This is a genomic window from Fastidiosipila sanguinis, assembly GCF_002998295.1.
Lineage (GTDB): Bacteria > Bacillota > Clostridia > Saccharofermentanales > Fastidiosipilaceae > Fastidiosipila > Fastidiosipila sanguinis.
In genome coordinates, this window is the sequence record NZ_CP027226.1 from 1,032,801 (window position 1) to 1,058,667 (window position 25,867).

The 25,867-nt window shown below is 34.2% G+C and carries 22 protein-coding genes; all 22 read right to left on the bottom strand.

The window, feature by feature from the left end; translation table 11 throughout:
* Positions 1–9 precede the first annotated feature (9 nt).
* The 22 genes from C5Q98_RS04500 to C5Q98_RS04605 all read right to left on the bottom strand — a co-directional run bounded on the left by C5Q98_RS04500 (position 10) and on the right by C5Q98_RS04605 (position 25,770).
* Positions 10–810: an NYN domain-containing protein gene (locus tag C5Q98_RS04500; protein WP_106012477.1), complete on the bottom strand. Its 801-nt coding sequence runs from the start codon at positions 808–810 to the stop codon at positions 10–12.
* Positions 811–1,497, bottom strand: a complete 687-nt coding sequence (locus C5Q98_RS04505; RefSeq protein ID WP_106012478.1) for an IMPACT family protein — start codon at positions 1,495–1,497, stop codon at positions 811–813. It lies immediately after the preceding gene.
* A 158-nt stretch (positions 1,498–1,655) separates the two neighbouring features.
* A complete protein-coding gene (gene tuf, locus C5Q98_RS04510; RefSeq protein WP_106012479.1) occupies positions 1,656–2,858 on the bottom strand; it encodes an elongation factor Tu in 1,203 nt (400 codons plus the stop codon).
* Positions 2,859–3,010: 152 nt separating this feature from the next.
* Entirely contained in the window at positions 3,011–5,089 is a 2,079-nt protein-coding gene (gene fusA / locus C5Q98_RS04515) for an elongation factor G (RefSeq protein ID WP_106012480.1), read from the bottom strand.
* Positions 5,090–5,109: 20 nt separating this feature from the next.
* Complete coding sequence (rpsG, locus tag C5Q98_RS04520) at positions 5,110–5,580, bottom strand: 30S ribosomal protein S7 (RefSeq protein WP_106012481.1); 471 nt, start codon at positions 5,578–5,580, stop codon at positions 5,110–5,112.
* A gap of 152 nt (positions 5,581–5,732) precedes the next feature.
* Positions 5,733–6,161 (bottom strand): 30S ribosomal protein S12, encoded by a 429-nt coding sequence (rpsL, locus tag C5Q98_RS04525; protein ID WP_106012482.1) that lies wholly within the window; start codon positions 6,159–6,161, stop codon positions 5,733–5,735.
* Between the two features lie 226 nt (positions 6,162–6,387).
* A complete protein-coding gene (gene serS, locus C5Q98_RS04530; RefSeq protein WP_106012483.1) occupies positions 6,388–7,686 on the bottom strand; it encodes a serine--tRNA ligase in 1,299 nt (432 codons plus the stop codon).
* Between the two features lie 57 nt (positions 7,687–7,743).
* Positions 7,744–8,664: a DNA-binding protein WhiA gene (whiA, locus tag C5Q98_RS04535; RefSeq protein WP_106012484.1), complete on the bottom strand. Its 921-nt coding sequence runs from the start codon at positions 8,662–8,664 to the stop codon at positions 7,744–7,746.
* A gap of 3 nt (positions 8,665–8,667) precedes the next feature.
* Positions 8,668–9,720 (bottom strand): UDP-N-acetylmuramate dehydrogenase, encoded by a 1,053-nt coding sequence (gene murB / locus C5Q98_RS04540; protein WP_106012485.1) that lies wholly within the window; start codon positions 9,718–9,720, stop codon positions 8,668–8,670.
* A gap of 50 nt (positions 9,721–9,770) precedes the next feature.
* Positions 9,771–10,688 carry an HPr(Ser) kinase/phosphatase gene (gene hprK, locus C5Q98_RS04545; RefSeq protein ID WP_106012486.1) on the bottom strand — a complete coding sequence of 306 codons (918 nt, stop codon included), beginning with the start codon at positions 10,686–10,688 and terminating at the stop codon, positions 9,771–9,773.
* Positions 10,689–10,709: 21 nt separating this feature from the next.
* Positions 10,710–11,720 carry a hypothetical protein gene (locus tag C5Q98_RS04550; RefSeq protein WP_106012487.1) on the bottom strand — a complete coding sequence of 337 codons (1,011 nt, stop codon included), beginning with the start codon at positions 11,718–11,720 and terminating at the stop codon, positions 10,710–10,712.
* A 33-nt stretch (positions 11,721–11,753) separates the two neighbouring features.
* Positions 11,754–12,317: a DUF308 domain-containing protein gene (locus C5Q98_RS04555; protein WP_106012488.1), complete on the bottom strand. Its 564-nt coding sequence runs from the start codon at positions 12,315–12,317 to the stop codon at positions 11,754–11,756.
* Positions 12,318–12,334: 17 nt separating this feature from the next.
* Positions 12,335–14,137, bottom strand: coding sequence for a beta-N-acetylglucosaminidase domain-containing protein (locus tag C5Q98_RS04560; protein WP_106012489.1), 1,803 nt, complete (start codon positions 14,135–14,137; stop codon positions 12,335–12,337).
* A 23-nt stretch (positions 14,138–14,160) separates the two neighbouring features.
* On the bottom strand, positions 14,161–15,096 hold the full coding sequence (locus C5Q98_RS04565; protein ID WP_106012490.1) for a dihydrodipicolinate synthase family protein: 936 nt from the start codon (positions 15,094–15,096) through the stop codon (positions 14,161–14,163).
* On the bottom strand, positions 15,074–16,237 hold the full coding sequence (locus tag C5Q98_RS04570; protein WP_106012491.1) for an alpha/beta hydrolase family protein: 1,164 nt from the start codon (positions 16,235–16,237) through the stop codon (positions 15,074–15,076). Before C5Q98_RS04570 ends, C5Q98_RS04565 begins: the two co-directional genes overlap by 23 nt.
* Positions 16,238–16,240: 3 nt before the next feature.
* Entirely contained in the window at positions 16,241–16,909 is a 669-nt protein-coding gene (locus C5Q98_RS04575) for a hypothetical protein (RefSeq protein WP_106012492.1), read from the bottom strand.
* Positions 16,902–17,819, bottom strand: coding sequence for a YihY/virulence factor BrkB family protein (locus C5Q98_RS04580; protein ID WP_106012493.1), 918 nt, complete (start codon positions 17,817–17,819; stop codon positions 16,902–16,904). The genes C5Q98_RS04575 and C5Q98_RS04580 overlap by 8 nt, the downstream gene beginning before the upstream one ends.
* 24 nt (positions 17,820–17,843) lie before the next feature.
* On the bottom strand, positions 17,844–19,070 hold the full coding sequence (locus C5Q98_RS04585) for a lipid II:glycine glycyltransferase FemX (protein ID WP_106012494.1): 1,227 nt from the start codon (positions 19,068–19,070) through the stop codon (positions 17,844–17,846).
* 64 nt (positions 19,071–19,134) lie between these two features.
* Positions 19,135–20,364 (bottom strand): peptidoglycan bridge formation glycyltransferase FemA/FemB family protein, encoded by a 1,230-nt coding sequence (locus C5Q98_RS04590; RefSeq protein WP_158695711.1) that lies wholly within the window; start codon positions 20,362–20,364, stop codon positions 19,135–19,137.
* Positions 20,365–20,531: 167 nt separating this feature from the next.
* Positions 20,532–21,650, bottom strand: coding sequence for an alanine dehydrogenase (gene ald, locus C5Q98_RS04595; protein WP_106012496.1), 1,119 nt, complete (start codon positions 21,648–21,650; stop codon positions 20,532–20,534).
* A 225-nt stretch (positions 21,651–21,875) separates the two neighbouring features.
* Entirely contained in the window at positions 21,876–24,296 is a 2,421-nt protein-coding gene (locus tag C5Q98_RS04600) for a pneumococcal-type histidine triad protein (protein WP_106012497.1), read from the bottom strand.
* A gap of 199 nt (positions 24,297–24,495) precedes the next feature.
* On the bottom strand, positions 24,496–25,770 hold the full coding sequence (locus C5Q98_RS04605; RefSeq protein ID WP_106012498.1) for a metal ABC transporter solute-binding protein, Zn/Mn family: 1,275 nt from the start codon (positions 25,768–25,770) through the stop codon (positions 24,496–24,498).
* Positions 25,771–25,867: the final 97 nt, after the last annotated feature.

Consider the following 25,867-nt stretch of genomic DNA (forward strand, 5'->3'; position numbering starts at 1 on the left):
ATTTATAATCTATTTATTATTGCGTCTACGCTTATTTTTTGAAGAATTATATTTAATATAAATATGCTTAACATTAGGATTAGAGGTTGTTCTCTCATCAATTTCAATTTCTGGAACATCTTCTATTAAATGACTTAATTTAGAATATCCATAATTTCTCGAGTCAAAAGAAGGTTCTGTCTTGGAAATTACATTTCCTACATCAGCCAAAAACGCCCAACCACTATCATCAGCAATAGCTTCAATTACATTCGCTATCATACGTTTAGTTTTATTATCTAAGGTCTTAAGACCTTTATTAGGTTTATTGTTGTTGTTATTATTATATTGATCATCATTGGTATTATTATTTTCTTCTGGCTCAACATAATTGTCATCTAAAATTTCCAAGAAAATAAATCTATTACAAGCTGCAATAAATGCATTAGGAGTTTTTTGTTCGCCAAAACCTAAAACCAATTTTCCTGATTCTCTTAAGCGAATTGCTAGCTTAGTAAAATCACTATCACTGCTAATTAAGCAGAAACCATCAATATCATAAGTATACAAAATATCCATTGCATCAATTATAAGAGCTGAATCAGTTGAGTTTTTGCCCGTAGTATAATTAAATTGCTGAACTGGAGAAATAGCATAATCTAAGATAACACTCTTCCATCCATTCATATTCTGCCTGGTCCAATCCCCATAGATCCTCTTAACTGTTGGGATTCCATAAATAGCAATTTCATCCATCATTGCACTTATATAATGATATGACACATTATCTGCATCTATTAAAACTGCTAACTTTTTATCATTTGTTTGCATCTATTCCTCCTCCAAGTAGTCGATAGGCTTGGCTTGATAAGTATTATCTCTTATTTCAATTTCAGCCGTCCTGCTTGAAATTTCATTAACTAAATCTATAAACTCATTATAAAAGCTCAGATCAACTATACATTTAACAAAAACCGAGCTAGTGTATTGTCTATCAAGTACATTCACCTGATTAGAAAGTAAATCTAAGCGATAATTAAAAGTATCATTGAAAGAATAAGGCATATTAACAACTAGTTCAATTCCAGGAACTAATTGTACTAATCTTGCATTCTTTACTACTCCAGAAGCAGAGGATCCATAAGCTTTAACTAAACCACCGGTTCCTAATAATGTTCCACCATAATATCTAGTAACTGTAATTATAGCGTCGTGAATACTATTTTTATCCAAAACATCAAAAACTGGAGGCCCCGAAGTTCCTTGTGGCTCTCCATTATCACTAAATCTTTGCTGTATATTACCTAATTCCTTACCCACAGACCAAGCATAAACAATATGTGTTGCATCTTTATACTTGTTCCATTCATCCGCAATAAAAGCTTCAGCCTCTTCAACAGATTTCACTGGCTTAGCATGTGCTATAAAAACTGATTTTTTTATTTCTTGCTCAAACCATGCTTCCTTAGCTAAAGATATAAATGAATCCTTTTTTACTATTTCTGAAATACTTTTCACCTCTAATTCTTCATTTACGAATTACCATAATTTTAACATATGCAAGCAGAATAAAGATGAAAATAATCTTTCAACTATCTTAAGTGATTTAAGAAATACAAAATAAAAAAGCCTCGGATTAAAACCCGAGGCTTTATAATCTAAACTAATAAATCAAATTATTGTTCGATTTCTGTAACTGTACCAGCACCAACTGTTCTACCACCTTCACGGATAGCAAAACGCATACCTTTTTCCATAGCTACTGGTTTGATCAATTCAACTTCGATCTCAACGTTATCACCAGGCATAACCATGTCTACGCCTTCTTCTAGATTCATGATACCTGTAACGTCTGTTGTTCTGAAGAAGAATTGTGGACGGTAACCTGAGAAGAAAGGTTTGTGACGGCCACCTTCTGATTCTGTTAGAACATAGATTTGTCCTTTGAATTCTGAGTGAGGTGTAATTGTACCTGGTTTAGCAATAACTTGACCACGTTCGATGTCTGATCTTTCAACACCACGTAGCAATGCACCAACGTTATCACCTGCAACAGCTGAGTCTAACAATTTACGGAACATTTCTAGACCTGTAATTGTTGTTGTACGGCTGCTTTCTACTAAACCAACTATTTCAGCTTGGTCACCAACGTTGATTTGACCACGTTCGATACGACCTGTAGCAACAGTACCACGACCTGAGATTGTGAATACGTCTTCTACTGGTAGTAAGAATGGTTTGTCTGTTGGTCTTTCTGGTGTAGGAATGAATTCATCTACAGCGTCCATTAATTCTCTAATTGGAGCATATTCTGGAGCATCAGGATCTGTGCTTTCGCTCTCTAGAACTGCTAATGATGAACCCTTAATAACTGGGCAATCATCACCTTCAAATTCATATTCATCTAATAGTTCACGAACTTCCATTTCAACTAAGTCTAGTAATTCTGGATCGTCAACTTGGTCTACTTTGTTCAAGTAAACTACAACTTTAGGAACACCAACCTGACGTGCTAGCAAGATGTGCTCACGTGTTTGTGGCATAACACCATCAGCTGCTGAAACAACTAGGATAGCACCGTCCATTTGTGCTGCACCTGTGATCATGTTTTTAACATAGTCAGCGTGTCCTGGGCAGTCAACGTGTGCATAGTGACGATTTTCTGTTTCATACTCAACGTGTGATGTATTGATTGTAATACCACGCTCTCTCTCTTCTGGAGCTTTATCGATATTATCGTATGATGAATACTCAGCATCACCTAAAAGTGCTAAAACTTTAGTAATAGCTGCTGTTGTTGTTGTTTTACCATGGTCAACGTGACCTAAAGTACCAATGTTTACGTGTGGCTTGGTTCTTTCAAAATGTTTCTTAGCCATTATTTTCCTCCTTGTGGATACCCCTTCAGGGGCTATAGTTTCTTAATTTAGGTTGACACCTTGCTAATATTTTACACTAAATAGGATAAAGTGCAAGATGCCAACTTATATTTTATATTATTACATAAAAGTTCTTTATTTATACTTTTATATTAGTTCTTTGATGTAATTTCTTCCTGAATGTTCTTAGGTACAGGTTCAAAGTGTGATGGTTGCATTGTAAATGTACCACGACCTTGAGTACTTGATCTAAGTGTTGTGGCGTAACCGAACATTTCTGATAGTGGAACTTTTGCATCAATCTTTTGAGCGTTACCTTGTGCTTCCATACCAGCAATTGTACCACGTCTTGAGCTTAGATCACCCATAACGTCTCCTAAGTAATCTTCTGGAGTAATTACGTCTACTTGCATGATTGGCTCTAACAATACTGGTGATGCTTTACGCATAGCTTCTTTGAAAGCCATAGAACCAGCGATTTGGAAGGCCATTTCAGAAGAGTCAACTTCGTGGCTGGAACCGTCGATCAAGTCAACCTTAACACCAACAACTTTATATCCAGCTAAAATACCGCTTTCCATAGCTTCTTGGATACCTTTATTTGTAGGTTCAACGAACTCTTTAGGAACTGAACCACCAACAGTTTTGTTGTTGAATTCATATTCAGTTTCAGCGTTAGGGTCTAGAGGTTCTACGTTAATTACAACGTGACCATATTGACCACGACCACCAGACTGACGTACGAATTTCCCTTCTGCTGTAGCAGCTGCTGTAATTGTTTCCTTGTAAGCAACTTGTGGGTTACCTACGTTAGCCTCAACCTTGAACTCTCTCAATAGACGGTCAACGATGATATCCAAGTGTAGTTCACCCATACCTGAAATAATTGTTTGACCTGTATCTTCGTCTGTGTGAGTTCTGAAGGTTGGATCTTCTTCTGCAAGTTTTTGTAATGCAATAAGCATTTTATCTTGTGATGCTTTTGTTTTTGGCTCAATAGCAACACTAATAACTGGATCTGGGAATTCCATTGATTCCAAGATAATTGGTGCATCCGCATCACATAGTGTGTCACCTGTTGATGTATCTTTCAAACCAACTGCTGCTGCGATATCACCTGAATATACTTCTGCTACTTCTTCACGGTGATTAGCGTGCATCAATAGGATACGACCAACTCTTTCACGTTTACCCTTACTTGTGTTTTGTACATATGTACCGGATTGTAGAACACCTGAGTACATACGGAAGAAACATAACTTACCTACAAATGGGTCTGTAATAACTTTAAATGCTAAAGCTGCAACTGGACCTTCATCATCTGATGGTCTTGTTTCTTCTTCACCAGTATCTGGGTTTGTTCCTTTAATTGCTGGAATATCCAATGGTGATGGTAAGTAAGCTACAACTGCGTCTAATAGCAATTGAACACCCTTATTCTTGTATGAAGAACCACAAACAACTGGAATAATATCCAAGTTAATTGTTGCTTTACGCAAAGCTTCTACTAGGTCTTCTACAGGAATTTCTTCTTCCATTAAGAATCTTTCTAATAGTTCTTCATCTGTTTCACAGATTGCTTCAACCATTTTTGCACGATATTCGTTTGCTTGCTCTAGGTATTCTGCTGGAATTTCTGTTGATGAGTAAGTTTTACCTGTTGCATCATCTTTGTAAATTTCAGCTTCCATGATCATCAAGTCAATGATACCTTCGAAGCTATCTTCTGCACCGATTGGCAATTGGATAGGTACTGCATTAGCACCTAATCTCTTAGTAATTGTTTCAACTGATTGCAAGAAGTCAGCACCTGTAACGTCCATCTTGTTGATGTAAACGATACGAGGAACTCCGTAGTTATCAGCTTGACGCCAAACTGTTTCAGTTTGAGGTTCAACACCACTCTTAGCATCTAGAACTGTAACTGCACCGTCAAGAACTCTCAATGAACGCTCAACTTCAACTGTGAAGTCAACGTGTCCTGGAGTATCGATTATATTAATACGGTGATTTTTCCATGCAGCTGTTGTAGCAGCTGAGGTAATTGTAATACCACGCTCTTGCTCTTGCTCCATGTAGTCCATGGTTGCACCACCATCGTGGGTTTCACCAATTTTGTGAATCTTACCAGTATAGTAAAGGATACGTTCAGTTGTTGTTGTTTTACCAGCATCAATGTGAGCCATAATACCGATATTTCTAGTATCTTGTAATGAATAATCTCTTGGCATGCGTCTCTCCTTTTATACTACTACCATCTGTAGTGGGCAAATGCACGGTTAGATTCAGCAGCTTTATGCATCTCTTCTTTACGACGATAAGAACTACCTGTTTCATTCATTGCATCGATTAACTCATTAGCTAAACGTTCTTTCATTGTACGTTCGCTTCTCTTTCTTGAGAAACCAACGATCCAACGCAATGCTAAAGTCTGTCTTCTCTCTGGACGAACTTCAACTGGTACTTGATAGTTTGCACCACCGACTCTACGTGCTTTAACTTCTAGTAAAGGCATTACATTTTCCAATGCCTTTTCGAACACTTCCAATCCACTTAGTTCTGTTTTTTCTTCGATAATATCGAATGCTCCATAAACTATGGATTGTGCAACTCCCTTTTTACCATCTAGCATAACAACGTTAATAAGTTTGCTTACTTTCTTGTCGTTATATAATGGATCAGGGAGAATATCTCTTTTTGGGACATGACCTTTTCTTGGCACTTTCGCTTCCCTCCTTTATATGATAAAACTAGGAATTTAATCCTGTATCATTAGGTACTCAATACTTGTCTTCAAGTTCTGTCAGCGCCTTGCCATTTAAAATCTAATTAAATTAATTATTGGCAAGATGTACTGAGCAATTTCAACCTAATCTATTTTTTAACTTTTGCTTCTTTTGGTTTCTTAGTACCGTACTTAGATCTACCTTGTTTTCTATCGTTAACACCAGCAGTATCTAATGCACCTCTAACGATATGGTAACGTACACCTGGCAAGTCTTTAACACGACCACCTCTGATTAATACAACAGAGTGCTCTTGTAGGTTATGGCCGATTCCTGGAATATAAGCAGTAACTTCCATACCTGAGTTTAGACGAACACGAGCGACTTTACGCATAGCTGAGTTAGGTTTCTTAGGAGTTGTAGTTTTAACTACTGTACATACACCACGTTTTTGTGGGCTAATTACCTTGCTTGGCTTCTTATGAATTGTGTTCATATTGTAATGCAAAGCTGGTGATTTAGATTTCTCCTTCTTAGTCTGGCGACCTTTTCTAATCAACTGATTGGTTGTTGGCATCAATACACCTCCTTCTTTCTTATTTAAGTTTATTAAGCACAATAAACCCATTTGTGCATTTTCGCACCGAGAAATTATACCATCAAGTCAATGATTTGGCAAAAATAATTTCACAACGATGAATAATACACCATAAATGGGTTTAATGTTGAAACTTTTTACATTATTTGAAACTTTTTGAATTTTTCATAGATAAATTCAAATATTCAAAGATAGTTTAGTTAAATTACTTCTCTCTTGGTTTTAGATAACGTTGTCCACCCATATATTTAGTTAATACAGCTGGAATTAAAACTGAACCGTCTTCTTGTTGGTATTGTTCCAATATTGCTGGGAACAATCTTGATGTAGCTAGTCCTGAACCATTTAATGTATGTAGATATTTAATTTTGTTATCACTTTCTGATCTATATCTCATATTACCTCTTCTAGCTTGGTAATCTTTGGCGTTGGATACAGAACTTACTTCCTTGTACTCATTCATACTTGGAATCCAAACTTCAATATCCCAGGTCTTAGCCATTGATGCACTACAGTCACCTGCAGCTAAGCTACTGACTCTGAAATGTAGACCCAAATCACTTACTAATTTACTTGCCTTTTCTACTAATTCTTCAAATGCTTTCTCTGAGTCTTCTGGTTTTGTGAACTGGAACATTTCAATCTTATTGAATTGGTGACCTCTGATCATACCTCTCTCACTAGATCCGTATGTACCAGCTTCTTTTCTATAACATGGAGAATATGCGAAATATTTTCTTGGCAAATCTGCTTCGGTTAAAATTTCATCTCTGAACAAGTTAACTACTGCTGTTTCTGCTGTTGGTAGTAAAAATTGTTTATTTTCTTCTTGTACATTCTCATCAGAATCAAGCCAGAATACATCTTCCTTAAATTTAGGAAATTGTCCTGCTGTGAATCCTGAAGCTGAATTTAGAATATGTGGGACTAATAGCATTTTATATTCATCAGCTACATGAGCATCTATAAAGTAGTTTAATAAGGCCCATTCTAAACGTGCACCATCACCTTCATAAAGCCAGAAACCAGTACCTGATAATTTAGCACCACGCTCATAATCAATTAGACCTAAGTTTTCTTCTAGTTCGATATGACTCTTAGGTTCGAAATCAAATTTAGGTTGTTCACCAAACATTTTTTCAACTTGATTATTCTCTTTGCCACCTGCTCTTACTTCTTCTGCAGGCATATTTGGTAAACCTATTAAAAACTCTTCCTGCTTGAGATTTAGTTCTGATACTAGATCGTCCTTTTCTTTAATTTCATCAGAAAGCTCTTTAAGCTCTGCTAAAACATGGTCAGCATTCTCACCATTTCTCTTCAACTGACCTACCTCTGCTGAAGCCTTATTTCTCTTAGCTTTTAGAGCTTCTACTTCAGTCATAGCTTCACGTCTTTTGACATCGATTTCTAATAATTCTTTGAAATCTACTTCTAAACCTCTTTTTGCCAAAGCTTTTTGTACATATTCAGGATTTTCTCTAATTAATTGAATATCTAACATATTATTCCTCCTAATAAGCTCATCTACTTATATTGTTAAATTATATCATCAAGCTATTTAATCCGCATTTGATTTAAAATAATCATTTATCCACTTTTCTAACTTAGCCAAACGGTGATACATGCCACTTTTTGAAATGCTTGGTTCCATTTCTGCTGCTAAATCACTTAAAGAATATCCTGGAAACTTAAGTCTTAAATTTGCAACCTCTTTTAAGTCTTCAGGTAGCATTTGATAGGCACCAATGTCGTTCAATTTTTTCAAGGCAAGTATTTGTCTAGCCGTTGAATCTGCAACCCGCTGCAAGTTAGCATTATCAAAATTCACTATCCTGTTTACATCTTCATTAACTTTTTTCTTAACTCTTATATTTTCAAAATCTAGTAAGGATCTATGAGCTCCAATTAATCCAAGAAACTCTGCTATATCGTCTCCTGTGCGTAAATATAAAAAGAAAGCATTACTTCCACTAGAGACTTCTATATTTTCATCTACTAGTAGTTCATGAAGAAAATTCTTTACTGATAATCTTTTAAGCGCCAGCTCTAATTGATAACTTTGTTCAGGGCAAGCCATTGATCCATTCATTAGAAAAGCTGAGCGTAATATATCAATTCTCTCTTCTTGATTAAAATCAGCAATATCTCTATTTATTTGACCTCTTACCCAGTTAAAATCCAATTCTGTCTCCAAAAGATCAAAAACAGCTTCTACTGCAACTTTACTTGAAAACTCGAAACTACTCTGGGTCTTCTTCTCTTCCAATATATAATCAACATCGAGAACGTCATCTATATAACTCTTAATCAGTTCAATATAATTTGTGTTATAACATTTGAAAATTATTTTATGAGAGCGAAAGCTAGCAGAGCTGGCTAAAGAAAAAGCTAAATGTAAGCTTTTATCATTTAAATTAACTTGCTCAACTGCACAAAGTTCTTTTTTTACTTTTTGTGAAAAACTTTCACTTCTGCTCATTTATTACCATTCTCCAATGATTCTAACTTCAGTTTCTAGATCAACCCCATGATCCTTTTTTACAGTCTCTTGAACGTGTTTAATAACGGCTAATACATCAGTCGCTTTTGCATTGTCAACATTTACAATAAAACCTGCATGTTTCTCAGAGACTTCAGCCCCTCCAACTCTAAAACCTTTAAGACCACTATCCATAATTAGCTTCCCTGCGAAATAACCTTCTGGTCTCTTAAACACGGAGCCACAACTTGGATATTCTAGCGGTTGAGAGGCGTTTCTACGATTAGTAAGGTCTGCCACCATAGAGTTAATTAAATCTTGCTCACCTTTATTTACTTTAAAAATAGAAGCTAAAATAATTCCATGTTCTTTGTGGAAAATACTCTCTCTATAAGCAAACTCCTGTTCCTCTCCACTAGCTACTTTTAGTTCTAGTTCTGGAGAAAGATAATAAGTTTGCACACAAGTATCTGCTGTCATACGGCCATAGGCTCCTGCATTCATATAGACTCCACCACCAACAGATCCTGGAATCCCGCAGCTATACTCTAAACCGGTCATTGAATTATTTGTAGCAAATTTAGATAATTCTTTCAATGGCGCCCCTGCTTCACTATAAATATAAACATCTTCATCAGAATCTTCTATTTCCAACAAATCAGCAGATTCAATTAGATTTTCTTGAGCAGAAATCAAACCATCAAAATCCGGACTAGGCAAGGCTCTTAAAAAACCAATTCTGCTAAAATTTTCTGCAAAAGCTATAACTAAACCTCTTATTCCTTTATCAGAAATCAATAAGTTTGAACCTAAACCTATAACAGTTACATCAACATCAAATTCTTTTGCCCACTCTAAAACATCTTTTAAATTCTCTAAATTATCCACAAGATAAAAATAGTCGGCTGGACCACCTACTTTATAGGTGCAATGTTGACTCATCTCTTCATTAAGACGAATGTTAATACCTTTATCTATCAAAGAATTAACAGCTGTTTTTGGATCATTATTAGTATTTTCATTATTAAAAACAATCTTCTCTTCTATATTGTCCATGATATCTCCAAACTAAAAGTCTCTTTATCACTAAAGAGACTGTCTAAATTCTATTCGTTTTTGCCAAATAGTCTTTCGGTAAGTGCCTGTGCAGCATTATACCCCATACGTCTTTGTCTAAAGTTAATCGCTGCAACTTCAACTATAATAGCCAAGTTCCTACCTGGTCTAACTGGAATGGTGATTGAAGGGATTTGGATACCTAAAATATCGGTCGTTTCCTCAGAAATTCCCAATCTTTCATAAGATTTTCTATCATCCCAAAGTTCTAGATTAATAGCAAAGTCTATTGATTCTTCTTGTTTAACAGATTGGACACCGAATAGTTCTTTGACATCCATTATTCCAAGGCCTCTTATCTCAATTAAGTGACGTATAATTTCTGGTGCACGACCTAATAAAGTAGTATCTGAAACTCTTCTAACTTCAACTAAATCATCAGCAATAAGTCTATGTCCTCTATTAACCAATTCCATAGCGGTTTCTGACTTACCAACACCACTTTCACCAATAATTAACATACCCTCACCATAAATCTCAACTAAAACACCATGCAAAGTAGTTTCAGGAGCTAATTCAACGTTTAGGTATTTAACTAATGAACTCATAAAAACAGAGGTTACTTCTGGGGTTCTGAGTAAAGGTACTGAATATCTATTAGAACATTCATACATTTCTGGGAAAGCTTGATGGTGTCTTGAAATTACCAAACATGGAATCCCCGTTGACATAAGAGCATCGAGTTTTTGCATTCTAGATTCTGCGGATTCAGCTGCTAGATAAGCCATCTCCATGTTACCCAATAACTGTATACGATCAGATCCAAAGTGCTCATATGAACCTGACAATTGCAAACCAGGTCTAGTAACATCCGCTACTGTTATCAGTATATCTTCAGTGTTTCCAAAGGATGTTAATTCTTCTAAATTAAATTCATCTATTATATCTCTTAATGTTACAGAAGCCATATCTACTCCTTACCCATGCTATCAAAATTCCCAGTTCCAACCTTGCTTACTAATAGTTGGAAGATCTTCAGTATTTCCACCTAATTTCTTGATAGCAACATAAAAATCTGCATAAAGCTCTTCTGGCATTTCATCATAATGCTCTTCTATATATGACCTTAACAAAGGAATAGCCCTTGCTGAGCCTAAATCTCCTAAATTCATAACCACTAAAGTTTTATCTTTAACTTCTTTGAATACTTTTCTAAGAGTCTTATATGCTTCGTCTTTATAGTTATCATGTTTTTTGCCTATTTTCGTGATCGTTAGTATTAAAGTATCTGCTACAGAGTTAAGTTCTTTATTGGCTTTCGCTTCAGTAGACTCTAACTCATTTAATAACGCTTCTTTTATCAGATCAAAACTGTGCTCAGAACATCTCTCAAAATATTCAACAACATCATCTTGCAATCTCTCGTCCGGATTTTTGCTATCCAATAGCCAATTCAAAATATCTTTGGAGTATTTAGGATCGTTCCAATCTGCCAAAATATTTAGTAGTCTAGCAGTACCATATCTTATGGCTATTTCTTCATCTACACTAGAAAAGCTCTTAGCTTCTATTGATGTTTCTAACAACTCTTGTAAGACTCTATCTCTAGCGTCTGTATCTAATTCCTTTAAACATTGAATCAGCTGTTCAGGCAAGTCAAAATCTGATTTTTTTACAAATGCAAAAGTAAAATCCAACAAATCATCGCTAGATAATCTGCTTAAATAAGTTGCCAAATCTTCATCATTTAGTAACTCATGCTTCTCACTATGCCAGTTTTCAAAAGCTTTCGCATACAGTTTAAACATCTTCTCAGCTAATGCTTGCATATCAGTTTCTTGACTAGCTTCTGATTCTAATATTTCATCATAACGTTGTTCTAAACTAGAGTTAGTCAAGTTCGCATATTTACTACCCAATTTAGCTGCATTTGAATTACTAAAATCTGTAGAAATGTTTACATCTATTTTTTCGTTATTTTTGTTATTTTCTTTTTGCATTTAAAAATCACATACCTTATTTATATTTTACAACTAATTATCGTCATCAGCACCAGTATAGTTAAAAGTAAAAAAGCTACATGCATTAATTACCGCTGAAATTATCAATAATGTTCCATATATATTTACATATTCTAAACTCGCTTCGGCAGGCAAGGTTAACGCATAAATTCCAAAACCAATAAATATTGCTGCAAATATTAAAGCAAACCACCAGCTTTGAAATGACTTTTTAACTTGAACAAAGGCAATTTGAATCTGATATCCTGCCATAGCCATAAATATAGTCGCATTGAATATTCCGAGAAGCGACCATATTAATTCAATATTTTTAAGCAAGAAAACTGCAGCAGCTATAGTTAACGCCGCAAGAACAAATTGGTGCTCATATATTTTTCTAGTCTCATCTGCAAAGAAAAACTGTAGGATCGCAGCAGCTGCGAAAGCAAATAATATTATAGCTATAACAATTGCTATAATATTCAAGCTGGATTTTGGGTTGATTAACAGCAGCACCCCTAGAACTAAAGATACTGCTGCCAAAACACCTAATCGCAATTTGTAATGCTGTTTTACAGATTCTACACTTGTATCCATGATTTTCTCCTCAGAAATTATTTCAGTAATTCCTCAAGATATTCAATATTTGGTTCAATTACAATTTGCCCTGCTGTTGCTACTAATTCTCTATTTGGGAACTCAGCAGTTCTAGTAACAACTATATGTTGCTTCAAGTTATCCTTTAATTGTTTTGCTCTCTCAATCTTATCACTTGCAGCTACTTTCTCTTTTTCAGCTTCTGCTTCGCCACCTGATATTAAAGCTTTAACATAATCAATATAAACTTCTAGGTATAATGCTGCTATTTGTGCTTTGTCTTTTAAGCTAGCGTTATATGCTTTTAATTCTTCTAGGAGTTGGGAGTTTTTACTCTTATTAGTAAATCCATCTACCGCATTAATAATATTTACATATGCATCGTGCAAATCATTGGCAGCTGCTAATACTTTTTCTTGAACTCTTGAGTCTACAGCTTCTTCAAAGGCTTCAACTTTCTCATTCAATTCAACTGATTCTTCAGCACTATATTTCGCACCATTTCTTATGTTAGACATATGCTTAGCAATTTCATGCAATTCATCTGCTGCATCTGGTTCAATATATTTAAATGAATCTGCCCATGACTTATCAGCATCAAAAGCATTTGGGTTCCATGCAAAATCTAAGGTAGCAAACAGTGCAACTTTAGAAGCTTCAGCTTCATCCATAGGGTTTGTCAAGACACCAATCATATCACTTACGCCTTGCTCATAGACTTCACCTTTTCCAAGGAAAACTCTACGCCATTCATCACGGTCAATATCATTAACTGGCCAGTTCATCCAGAATAATGGATCACGTCGAACTCTTCCTTCACGATCAACTTTTTCTGTCTTCCATCTATCTATAGCTTCTCTACTTACAACATTACATGTACTTGTTCCTGTATAGAAAATATGAATATCCAGATCGAAACCATCATCAATAATATTTGCCTCAGTACCATCTCTGAAAGCCCACTCATCCATGTTGTATCCTTGTGGACAGAAGATTAAATCACTAATATCGCCTTTTTCTTTTCGCCATTCATTTAATTTATTCATTACATATACAACTGTTTCATATGGCAAGTCCCCTACGTCATCACCTAATACACCAAATTGGCGCACACCAACTTCATATAGTTGTTCAAATTTATTGATTATTTTAGCTAAGCCTTCATCACGGTTTTCATTGGTAATTGGATTAGAGTCAGGTTTAAATGGCGCTATTGTCCAGGTATAGTGATTGTAATATGCTTCGCCAAACTTGGCCAAATCAGAAATCTCAGCCAATTCAGCTTCTGGATAAAGCTCCCACCACAAATCTCTATGGTATGGGTCGTCTTTTGGTGCGAAAGCATAAATGTTCATTTTAAAATATGAACCGAGTTCCATGATAGATTTACGTTTAGCATTGGTATATGGAATACCATAATATCCTTCGATCATGCCTCGAAGTTTCATCTCTGAGTAATCTTCAATCTTTAACAACTCCAACTCTGCATCCGCCTGTTTGAAAATGTGATACAAAGTGGTAATTCCATAAAAGACTGAACTCTTTGAGTTTCCTTCAATTTTAATTTCTGATTCCAATATTTCTAAAGTGTAATAGTCAAACTTTTCGCTCAAACTCTCATTTAAAGTTATATTCAATACAAAGTCTGCATCATCTACTAGACTAGTATTTTGCTTAGCAAAAGTTTCTTTTATTCTTGCTAAACTTCCAGCTTCCAATTCAAAATTAGCTTCTAATTTAATCTCTTTTGGTACTGAAATACTTTCATTTCTATACTTAAGACTTTGCGGTAACGGGTAAATCTCATAAATTTTACTCATACAGTCCTCTTTCCTTATATTATCTATTTTTTAAGTTCTCTCTTTACATTTTGCACTAATTCATAAGCTTCTTCAATGACATTTGTATCTATTTCATCAACAGCAACTAATGGTTTTCTTACTGAACCTAAATTTAATCCTGCTTTAGCTAAAACTGCTTTAATAATTGCATACATATTTGCCTTGCTACTAGTAATTAAATAAATTATTTCACAAGCTTTGTCCTGAAGCTCCAAGCCACGTGCTGTATCACCTTTTTGGTACGCATCATAAATTGCTAGGTACAACTCCGGCATCAAGCCATAAGTTCCACCAATACCACCACAAGCTCCTGCAACTAGACCACTGAAAAACTGCTCATCTGGCCCATTAAAAACAATAGGAGCTTCTTCTCTTGTTTCTGCAAAGTTAGTACAAGTTCTAAACATCTGAATATCTTGAACTGGCATTGATGAGTTCTTTACACCTATTACTCTCTCATTTTTCAACATTTCATTGAATAGAGGAATAGTTAAGGCTACACCAGCTAATTGAGGTATATTGTAAATAATAAAATCTGTGTTTGGCGCAGCTGCACTAATATCATTCCAATATTGCATAATAGCTGCTTCTGGAAGCTTGAAATATATTGGTGGGATTGCAGCGATTGCATCTACTCCAAGACTTTCTGCATGTGCAGCTAATTCCTGGCTATCTTTTGTGTTATTACATGCAACATGAGCAATAACTTTTATCCTTCCAGCATTTTGTTCCATTACAGCTTCTAAGACTGCTTTTCTCTCTTCTACGCTTTGGTAGATACACTCTCCTGAAGAACCTCCAACATAAACTCCATGAACACCAGCTTCAATTAAGTATTCTAGAAGTGCTTTGCTTCGCTCTATACTGACATCTCCATTATCCTCATAACATGCATAAAATGCAGGAAAAACACCTTTAAACTTCTCTATCTTCTTCATTACTTTCTTCCACTTCATTTAAATTTTCTTCATTATTTTGGCCTGTTAAGTATATGTCAAGGAATTTATCAACGATAATCATTAGATCTTCGTTAATGTTTTTGTACATATCACTGACATCTTTACTATAAGGTTTTTGGTCAACTTCGATTATATCATCATTTGTTTTATTATTAGCATTTTCATCTAATCTTCCAGAAATTAACTCTTCAACCCTATTATGCAAATTAGTCCTAACTGCTTCTCTTGCATAAGCCATTAAATCACCTTCCACATCAGTCTTACCCAATATACCTATATGCCCAGCTTCTCTCCACTTAACAAAGTAAACTTTATTTCTTTTTATTCGGTCTTTATAAGCATATATGGATGCACCTTTTATCGAAATAATATTATCATTTTCACCATGTAATATTATTATCGGTGTATTCGTTGAATTAATTGTATCTACAGCATTAAGTCTATGCCATTCCTTGAAATGTCTATAATTTTCAAAGTAAACAAATGGATATAAAAGATAAGCCAGAGAACCCATTTCTTTAGATATGATTTCAACTAACATTTTTGCTGGATATGCATATCCTGATATTGAAGCTACTGCTTTGATTCTATCAGAGAACTTCATTGAACTTGCAACTGCATAACCTCCCCAACTATGTCCAACCAACGCAATGTCAGTATTATTAAATCTCTCTTGGCTCTCAACATATTCTAAAATTGATTTTAAGTCCAAAGCAGACTCAACAAGCCCAACTGTAGATCTTCCTGTACTATCACCACAGCCAGTAGCATCATATGTTAAAACTTCCCAACCTGTTTCAACTAAATATAAAATTTCATTTATGTATGACTTATGAGTAGCCCAGAGACCATGGGCAAAAATAACTAAACCCTGCTTTCTTTCAGCATTCTCATCAAGTTTATTATAAATATACCCTTGAAGAGTATTACCATTAGACTCGACTTTAAATTTTTCAGATTTATAATTTTTTATAATCGCATCATAGTATTTCTCTTCATTAGGACTAATATCGAATCTCTTAAATGCTAGTTTATATAGGATAAATGCTAAAAGATATAATACTGCAACGAATGCTAAAATAATTAATAGTAAAAAACCAATTACTTCTAACCAAAACATATCTTACTCCTCCTCAGCCTTCTCAATTTGCTCACGAAGTTTGTCATAAGCTTGTGTCACTGTATCAGCTTCCTTGGATCTTGCTATATCATATAAGCTATTTATACTATACAAATTCAAAAACTCTTCGGGAAGATGTTTCAAGTATTCACTTTTTTCCATTGTACTTGAAAACTCTGCTCTTAAACTGTTTCGCTTATCATTAATTGCTTCAAGCTCTTTAATAAGCTCCTCATCTTTGAACTTAATTTCATCAGGGTTCTTAAACTTCGCTAATAAAATAAAGCCAACTTTCTCCTGAATAGAATTTTTGCGCATACTACTGATATTAGAAACAATAAGAAAGCCTAATAAAACAACTGCAAAAACTATTGCTATAAATTTAATATCTAAATATATGAACAAAACTACAAAGGCCAATAATATTGTAATAACAAGAATTTCTAATAAAAAACCATAACTCTTAGCTCTTAATTTTAATGAATTCTCTCTATAATTAGCAATCTCATGTTCTAACGCAGCTTGCATTAAGTCATATCTTGTTATATTCAGTAAATTCTCTTCTTGGTCTAATTCTTTCACTTCACTTTTGACCATTGCAAAAAATCTACGTGGATCATTTTCTAATGTATTTATCTCTTTATCTTTACTGTTTTTTACATTATCATTCACTGCAATACTCCTCTTTAGTTTCATCGCTGCTGTCGTTGATAGTTTCATTTCTCATTTTCTTTATCTGGCGATACCTAATTAACTCAGTATGAATAAATGCTCCTATCAATGCTGAGAAAACTGCTAAGTACATCCATAACATTAAAAATATTATACTTGAAAGACTTCCATAGATTAGGTCATAACGGCTATTATTTACCATAATATTTGACATAGAAAAGGATATTGCTAGCCAAGCCAAAGATGTAAATGTAGCTGATATTAAAGTTACTAAAAATCCTCCTCTATTCTTAGACATTACCCCATAAACAAAGATGAACACTAAAACAAGGACAAAGAATGAAATAAAATATGCAGAAAGATTAAATCCACCAGCTTTAAAGAAGTTTGGTATAGGCAGAAATGTTTCTATAAAATTTATTACAGCTTGACTGAAGCTCAGAATTAATAATATGACTACTAATAAAAGTCCAAAAAGCAAGCCGAAAATCATTCCCAACGCTCTAGTTAAAACAGCATTCAGGTTGTTGCTCTCTCGTCTGTAAATTGTATTTAATGTTCTAATTGTATTTCCTATAGCTCCTGAAGCTGACCACAGCAAACCTATACCTGCAAAAGACATCACCGAAACTTTACTACTTTCCCCAGCTGTCTCCATAAAATTCAGTAATAAATTCATTACTGGGTCAGGAATAATAAGGTTCATATCGGGAAGAGAATTTTTTACCAATTCTGGTAATTCTGGATTAATTAAACTGAATAAATTAATGGTAAATAGTATTAATGGAAAAATAGAAAACAGAAAATAATAGCTTGATGCAGCTGCAGCGGTTGTAATTTCAAATTCTGAAAATCTATTTACTATCCCTTGAATAGTTTTAAACCATTTTTTCTCTTTAATCTCACTCATCTAATAACTACTCCATTATCTAAATTAAATAAAAGGTATATAAGTATACTTAAATGTCCCCAAGAACTCTTGTACTTCTCCAGTGAAATTTCGCTTGAATTGCAATACTCCATAATCTGCAGCATTTTCATCAACTAAACTAGCAGCTGAAACACCAAAGAAATTAAAGTATTTACAACCTTTTTCTATAGCCAGCTTGATCATCTTCTCCAGCAAGGCATGATTAGGGTAAAAAGCTTCAAATTCTCTCTTCATTCCGCCTTGTAAATACACCATATCTGATGGCGAATAATAAAATGATCCTGTTGACATGTAGATAACATCTCCATATTTTTCAGCCAGAATAGATATAGTTTCAAGCTTTTCTTTTGCCTTTTCCAGAATTATATTAGCATCTTTTAATTTATTTAAACGCTTCTTACTTTCGCCAAATTTTTCTATATCATCTTCAAGTTTTTGTACTTGTTCTTGTGCACTTTCTAAATTTTCATTTAAAACTTTTAGACTATAATTTACATCAATATATGATACTGGATAGTAAGCTTCTGAATAATTCTCTGCAATATAATTAGTATTTACCAAGCTGATATCGTGTTCAAGACGTTTTGAAGTATCAGCAATAATATCATCAAAAATATGCATCTCATCAGCTCGTAAAAACCTAACTTGTATACCTAATTCTCGTGCTTTTTTGAACTCATTTCTCAAATTATAAGTAAAGCTTTTTTGCAATTCTTCAAATTTTTGCTTCTCTATATCTTTGACATAAACATGCTGAATCTGTATAGACCTATCATCAATGAAATCTTTATCAATCAATTTATATCCAGAATCCTTTAGAGCTTTTTGGGCAATTTTTGCATTAGGATTTACTCCAATTACCTCAATGTCGTCAAAATATTTATCTTGTATTAAAGGACTAATTTGCAAACTAACAACCCTAAGCTCTTTTTTGAAATGTTCTTTTAAAGCTCTAATATACTCGTTAAAATATTCGACATTTTCATCTTTTACTATAGGTCCATAGATAAGCTCTGCTTTTTGGAATATTTTATGGTGTCTAAACTTAAATACAATAGCTGCAGCAACTACTTCTTCCTCAGCGAATAAAGCTAGAATTTCATATGCTCTTCCCATAGATTCACACACTTTTGTATACTCAGCAGATTGTGAATAAAAATATCTCGCATTACAATTTCTCAGAAAATCAGCATATTCAATTTTGTTAATTGCCTTAAACTCATATCTCATTATTATCGCCTTTCTAACCTTACTTACCTTCCTTATTTACATTAGATTTTTCACCTAGTAAATATTACAAAAAAGGCAAATAGTTATACTCATATGTGCCAATAAATTCTTGTACTTCACCGACAAAATTACGTTTAAATTGCAGGACTCCATAATCACTAGCATTCTCATCTACTAGGCTAGCTGCTGAAATTCCAAAGAAATTGAAATACTGACATTTTTTCTCAATGGCAAGCTTCATCATATGTTCTAACAAAGCATGATTAGGATAATAATCTTCAAATTCTCTTCTCATACCTCCTTGGAGATATACCATATCAGAAGGAGTTACATAAAAAGATCCGGAAGACATATAAATTATATTGCCATACTTCTCTCCTAGAGCTTTTACATCTGCGATTTTTTCAATTATATTTTTCTTTAAATTATTAGCATTATTTAATCTATTTATGCGTTTTTTATTTTCGCCAAACTCTTCATTATTCTTATTAATTTTTTCAATCTCTGCTTCAGTAGCTTCTAGGCTTTCACTTAGACTTTGTAAACTTTCGAGAACATCAATATATGCAACTGGGTAATATGCTTCATCATAATTTTCGGCAATGTACTTAGTAGTTTTTAAATTCACCTGATAATGGACCCTATCAGATGTTTCAGCAAATATTTCTTCCATAATGTCTAATTCATCAGGTTTTAGGAATCGAACCTTAACGTCTAGCTCTTTTGCCTTTTTCATTCTCCTACGTAACTCAGCTACAAATGTTTTTTCTATTTCTTTGAAATCTTTATCTTTAATATCTTTGACATAGATATATTTAACCTGAGTATTATACGGAGCTTCGGTAAAGTCTCTGTTTATATGCTTGAAACCTATTTCTGCTAGTTCGCGCTTAATTAACTTCGCCTCAGTATTTTCACCAATTACTTCAACATCATCAAAATATCTGTCGAGAATTAGTGGCACAACTTCTAGTGAAATAACGCGTAAATTTCTTCTATAAAACAATACTAGTTGTTTCATAAACTCAATAAAATAATCTGTATTTGTATCTCTGACTACTGGACCAAACACTAGCTCAGATTTTTGGAATATTTTCTTAAATCTATATTTAAATACTATGCCTGTTGCCAAAATCTCTTGTCCATTTCTCAAAGCTAGGATGTCATATGATCTATCCATGGCATCACATACATTTATATATTTATCAGATTGAGAATAAAAATATCTTGTATTGCACTCTTGCAAAAAATTTGCTAATTCTTCCTGAGTAATTTTCTCAAATTTCACTTGCATTTTTCCTCCTTGTTTTTGCATTAATTAATGAACCACCAAAAAACATTATACTTAATTTCTCTAGATATTAAAAATTAGCCAAAATCAGTAAATCAGCTATATTTATTTAAACAAAAAGGAGAGTCTCATTTGAGACTCTCCTCAATTATCTAATTTGCAATATTTAATTATTTTGCGTCTTTGTATTCTACGTAGTCATAACCTAGGTCATTTGCAACAGCTTTGTTTGTAACTTTACCGTTGATTGTGTTTACACCTAGTGCTAATTCTGGGAATCTTTCAGTAGCTGCGTCTAGACCCTTGTTAGCAATTTGTAGCAAGTAACCACTTGTAGCATTTGATAATGCTTGTGTTGATGTTCTTGGAACTGCACCTGGGATATTAGCAACTGCATAGTTGATTACACCGTGCTCTACGAATACTGGATCTTGGTGAGTTGTTGGACCATGTTTTGCTGTCAAGTCTGTTGAACCACCTTGGTCAATAGCAACGTCAACGATTACTGAACCTTCTTTCATGTTCTTAACCATTTCTTCTGTGATCAATTGTGGAGCTTTGTGACCTGGGATCAATACTGTTGAAACTACCATATCAGCATCTTTTGTAGCGTTAGCTAAGTTCAAGCTGTTTGAGTATAGTGTTTCAATTCTGTTACCGAAAATGTCTACTAACTCTGCCAAACGTGGTAGGTTATTATCTAATACTGTAACTCTAGCACCCATACCAACTGCAATTCTAACAGCTGCTGTACCAACGACACCACCACCAACAACTACTACGTTAGCTGGAGTAACACCTGGGACACCACCTAGTAAGATACCTAAACCACCTTGTGTTTGTTTCAAGTGTAATGCACCTTCTTGAATTGCCATACGGCCAGCAACTTCACTCATTGGTTTTAGCAATGGAGTAGCACGACCGATTTGTACTGTTTCATAAGCGATACCTGTTACTTTGTTATCTACCAATGCTTTTGTTAGCTCTGGAGCTGATGCTAAGTGTAGGTATGTGTAAATTAATAAACCTTCACGGAAGTATTTGAATTCTTCTTCTAGTGGCTCTTTAACCTTGTAAATTAGGTCTGCTTTTTCCCAAACTTCTGCAGCTGAGTCTAAAACTTCTGCACCTGCTTCTTTATATTCTTCATTTGTAAATGTTGAAAGCAAACCTGCGTCTTTTTCTACTAAAACTGTGTGACCTGCACCTACTAGTTGATGAACAACAGCTGGTGTTGCTGAAACACGACCTTCTTGTGCTTTAATCTCTTTTGGTACACCAATAATCATTTTATGTAACTCCTTTTTTGTTTACATTAATGTATTTATACGGCTTCTAAACTTTGCCGCAATCGAGTTATATTTTTATATCAACTCGCTTCCTTAGTTATCATTATTATTTTACTCCACACAACTTTATCAGTCAATATTTGTTTAATCATCAACTTTTAAAAGAAGTTTATACACTACAATCATTCCTTTGTTTTCTTAATCTGCAGGAGTTTTTTCTAACTTTTAATTAATTCCAAAAAGTGATTCAAGTCCCTCAAGCCCCTTTTTGTTATCTTCTTTGTCGTTTTCTTTATTTTCTTCAGTTTTTTTGTTATCTTCTGTTATTTCATTATCTTCAGTGCTTTTGTTATCTTCTACATCTTTGCTCTCATCGATCTCATCATCTTCTGCTTTTTCAGAGAATACATCTTCGTATTTAACTTTAATTTCAGAACCGTCAGCTAATTTGATTCTGTACATATTATCGATAAATAGGAAACTACTATTAACTCTATTAAATGTTACTCCATAGTGTTCAGCTAACTTGAACTTCTTCTCATCAGCTTCTTTTCTCTTAGCACTTCTAGTGTCTTTAAATTCTATGTTTTCAGGCATAATATTGCTCGATAACTCAATATCATTTAGACTAATTTTCTCCAATGTTTTGTTATCTTTGAAAACATATATCACAGAACCAATATTGTATACTTCAACTTTGGGATCGAAATCGTATTTTTGTTTAACCTTATTCATTTTGAAAGTAATAACATGTGATTCATACTCATCTTCATCTTCGAAATCACTCATCTCATAAACTAATTTATATTCTCTAATATCACGACTGTGAGAGTGATCACCATGAGGAATAATCAACATATTGCCTTTAAGTATTAAGTCCTTCTTAGGTACTGCATTTATAAGTGATGCCATATCTAACCTCGCTTGAATTTCTTCCTCGCTCAGTTCTGTTTTTGTCTGATCACTGATTTTGTCTAGATTTTCATTTACATATTTTTTAGCAGCTATAAGCTCGCTGTCTTCTAATTCATTAAAAGGTACATAATGGGTATGACCATGGTGTTCTGCTATCAATCCATCAGTAGTAACTGAAGTAATTGATTCGGCTGAGAACACATAACCATCATCTGTATCATACGCTTTGCCATCCATACCTTTTGGAAGTTTTTCTATTTTTCCAGGTTCAGGTATTAGATCAGCTAAGGTTTTACTCTCTTCTTTTTCATTTGAATTAGAATCATCATCTTTATCATCACTTTTATCCCAATTCGGATCTAATTTATCGTATCCATTAGAAAAGAAGTTCGGATCTTGCGGATAATTTTTTGCTGTTCCTGCAGCTTTTTCTGCCAAAACTGCTTTAGTTGCTTCTATCTCTAGCTCAGAAAGAGATTTCAACATTACAACGTGCTCATGGTCACCATGTGGGATCCTATAACCGATTAATTTATCACCAACTTTAACTGCTTTAGCAAACTGTGGATCAAACACTAATCCATCAGATTCCTGATATCTTTTTGATACTGGTGAAGCATATAATTCTTTTAATAATCTTTGTGCTTTTGTCTCTTGATTATTTTTATTATCTTCAGGAACATTTGGTTTTTGTGGGTTTGGTTTTTGTGGGTTTGGTTTTTCTGTGTTTGGTTTTTTAGGCTCTGTAGGTTTTGGTTGATCACTGCCTGTTTGTGGTTTTGTTTCAGTGTGTCCTTTACCTGCTAAAAAATCCTCTGCTGCTTTTAGCTCTGCTTTGCTAAGATCTTTCTTTGGAATATAGTGTAGGTGTCCCATGTGAGGAATCATGTAGGCATTTCCAAGATCTTCAATTATATCGTATGGGCTAAAGATATAACCATCATCTGTTGTATATTTTCCGGCTGCTTTAGCTTTTCTAATTTCTTCTGGTGAAAAAACTTTTTGTGAATTACCTTTATGTTCAGAACTATTATTATTTTTATTGTCTTTTTTATCATTTGGTTTTTGTGTTCCACAATTAGGTCCAGTACAGGAATTTCCTCTGCCTGCTAAAGGATCTTTCGGATAAGCTTTTTTACTTGCAGGAGAGTTTGAAGTCCCTTGAGTTTGACCAAATTTTTCAGCTAGAACTGCCTTTGAAGCCATTAATTCTAACTCAGATAAGAGATTATATGGGATTAGGTGATAATGGTCCCCATGTGGGATTACAAAACCTCTACCTGTATCTTGAGATATCTCAGCTGGATCAAAAACTAATCCATCAGCTTCAGTATGTCTCCTTGACTCAGGTAAAGAATAGAGTAGGCTCAAAAGTTCTCTAGCACTCATCTTAGATATTTCTTTTGTTGTTAAGCTCTCTACCTTCTTAATGGTTTCTTCTGCTTTTAATTGTTCAGCAGCTATTCTCTTATTAGATACTGTGTTTTTTTCAACTTTTGCTTTAGCTTTTTCAGCAATTTCTTTGGCTCTTTTTCTAGCTTCAGCATCACTACTTTTATTATTTAATTTAGAATTTTTATTATTTTCCAAAGTAGATTCTATATTCTTATTTGTATTATTTGTAACTTGTTCTTTCATTTTATCGTTATTAAAAAAATTGCACCCGCTCGCAGTTAACGCAATTATGGTAGCTAGTGCAAAGCTACTTGCCTTTTTGAATAGGTTCCTCATACAGGTCTCCTTCTTATTAACTTATTTACTTATTTTGCATTTTCGTGTGTTATTTGCAAATCATTCGCATTCGATAGGATTCTACAACTTCACGTTTGCGTTGTCAAGAATCATTCGCAAACAATTTCTATTCGCATTTGGCACAATACAAAAAAAAGCAGCTAAGTTTCCCTAGCCGCCTTAATTCTCTTTGAAATTTCTACTTTGCATTTGCCAATAGATTATTTAAGTTTCTCTCCATTGCCTTAATATAATCAATACCCTCGGCCATTTCTGCTTCTGTTGGTGAGTGCAATGTTGTCAGCGGTAGTACTTCTAAACCACCTACTTCTGCTGCCAAAATTTGTGCTACTTTGTCACTTCCAGCATCATCATAAAAAATAGCTTTCCAACCATGACTCTTTATGATTTTGACAAATTCTGCCATTTTTTCCGGATTAGGATCTTGTTCTGTACCCATACCTGTTAATCCATATTGAATTAAACCATAATCTTTTCCTAGATATCCTAAAGCTTGATGTGTAATCATAAAACTATCTACACCTTTGTCATTTAAAGCACTAAACTTAGCGTCTAAATCTTGCAGGTCTTTGACATAATTCTCGTAATTATTGGTATAAAGGTCTACATTTTCTGGAGATATTTCTACTAGTTTAGAATAGATATTACCAAGCATTTTAATAGCTTCTCGTGGACTCAACCAAACATGTGGATCAAATTCTTGTGCATTAGGGTTAAATAGATTCAGACCTAGGTCCTCCAGTGAACCAATATCCTTAATCTTGTCTGAGCTTTTGTCTTTTACCTTTAGGAAATAATCATCGCCTACTTTAATAATTTGGCCTGCATCATGTTCGCTTATAACTTCACCACTTTTATCTGTTAGTAATCTATCACTAATCTTGGATTGAGCTGGGACGTGACCTGGATACCAGTGAAAGTGGTTATTATGGAAAGTTGAATAACCATACTCTTCTATATCTACTACAACTTGATTAGGATCATTAGGATCACAACCACAGTTGAAGCCTTTGTGCAGTTCAATACCTTCACTTGCTTTGATATAAATTAAATCACTACCTTCAGCATCCAAAGTTTCTTTAACAGAATCAAACCATTCTTCCATATTGGCTCCTTGGTAAACCAAGACATCTGCCTGGCTTAATTCTTTAACCATTTGAGCTGTTGGTATCCATCCATGAGAAGAACTTCCGGGAGGCATAATGTTTATAACCTCTGCCGTATCTCCAACTATCTTTTTAGTCCACTCATACATAGGATAAAATGAAGTGTAAATCTTTAACTTTCCTGCTTCAGTACTAGAAGCTTCAGAGTCTGTACTTGATTCTTGACTATTAATTTTAGTATTGCTATTGCTATCTTTGTCCTGTCCATTAGTTTTACATGCAGTAAACATAAACAGCATAATTAAGGCTAAAGAAAAGCTCGCAATTTTTTTCACAACCTTTTGCATATATTGTCCTCTTTCTTAAAACAATTGCAAAAGATTCGCAAATAACACGAACCTTAATATATTCTTATTTCATTTTTAAGTCAAGCTTTTGTTGCTT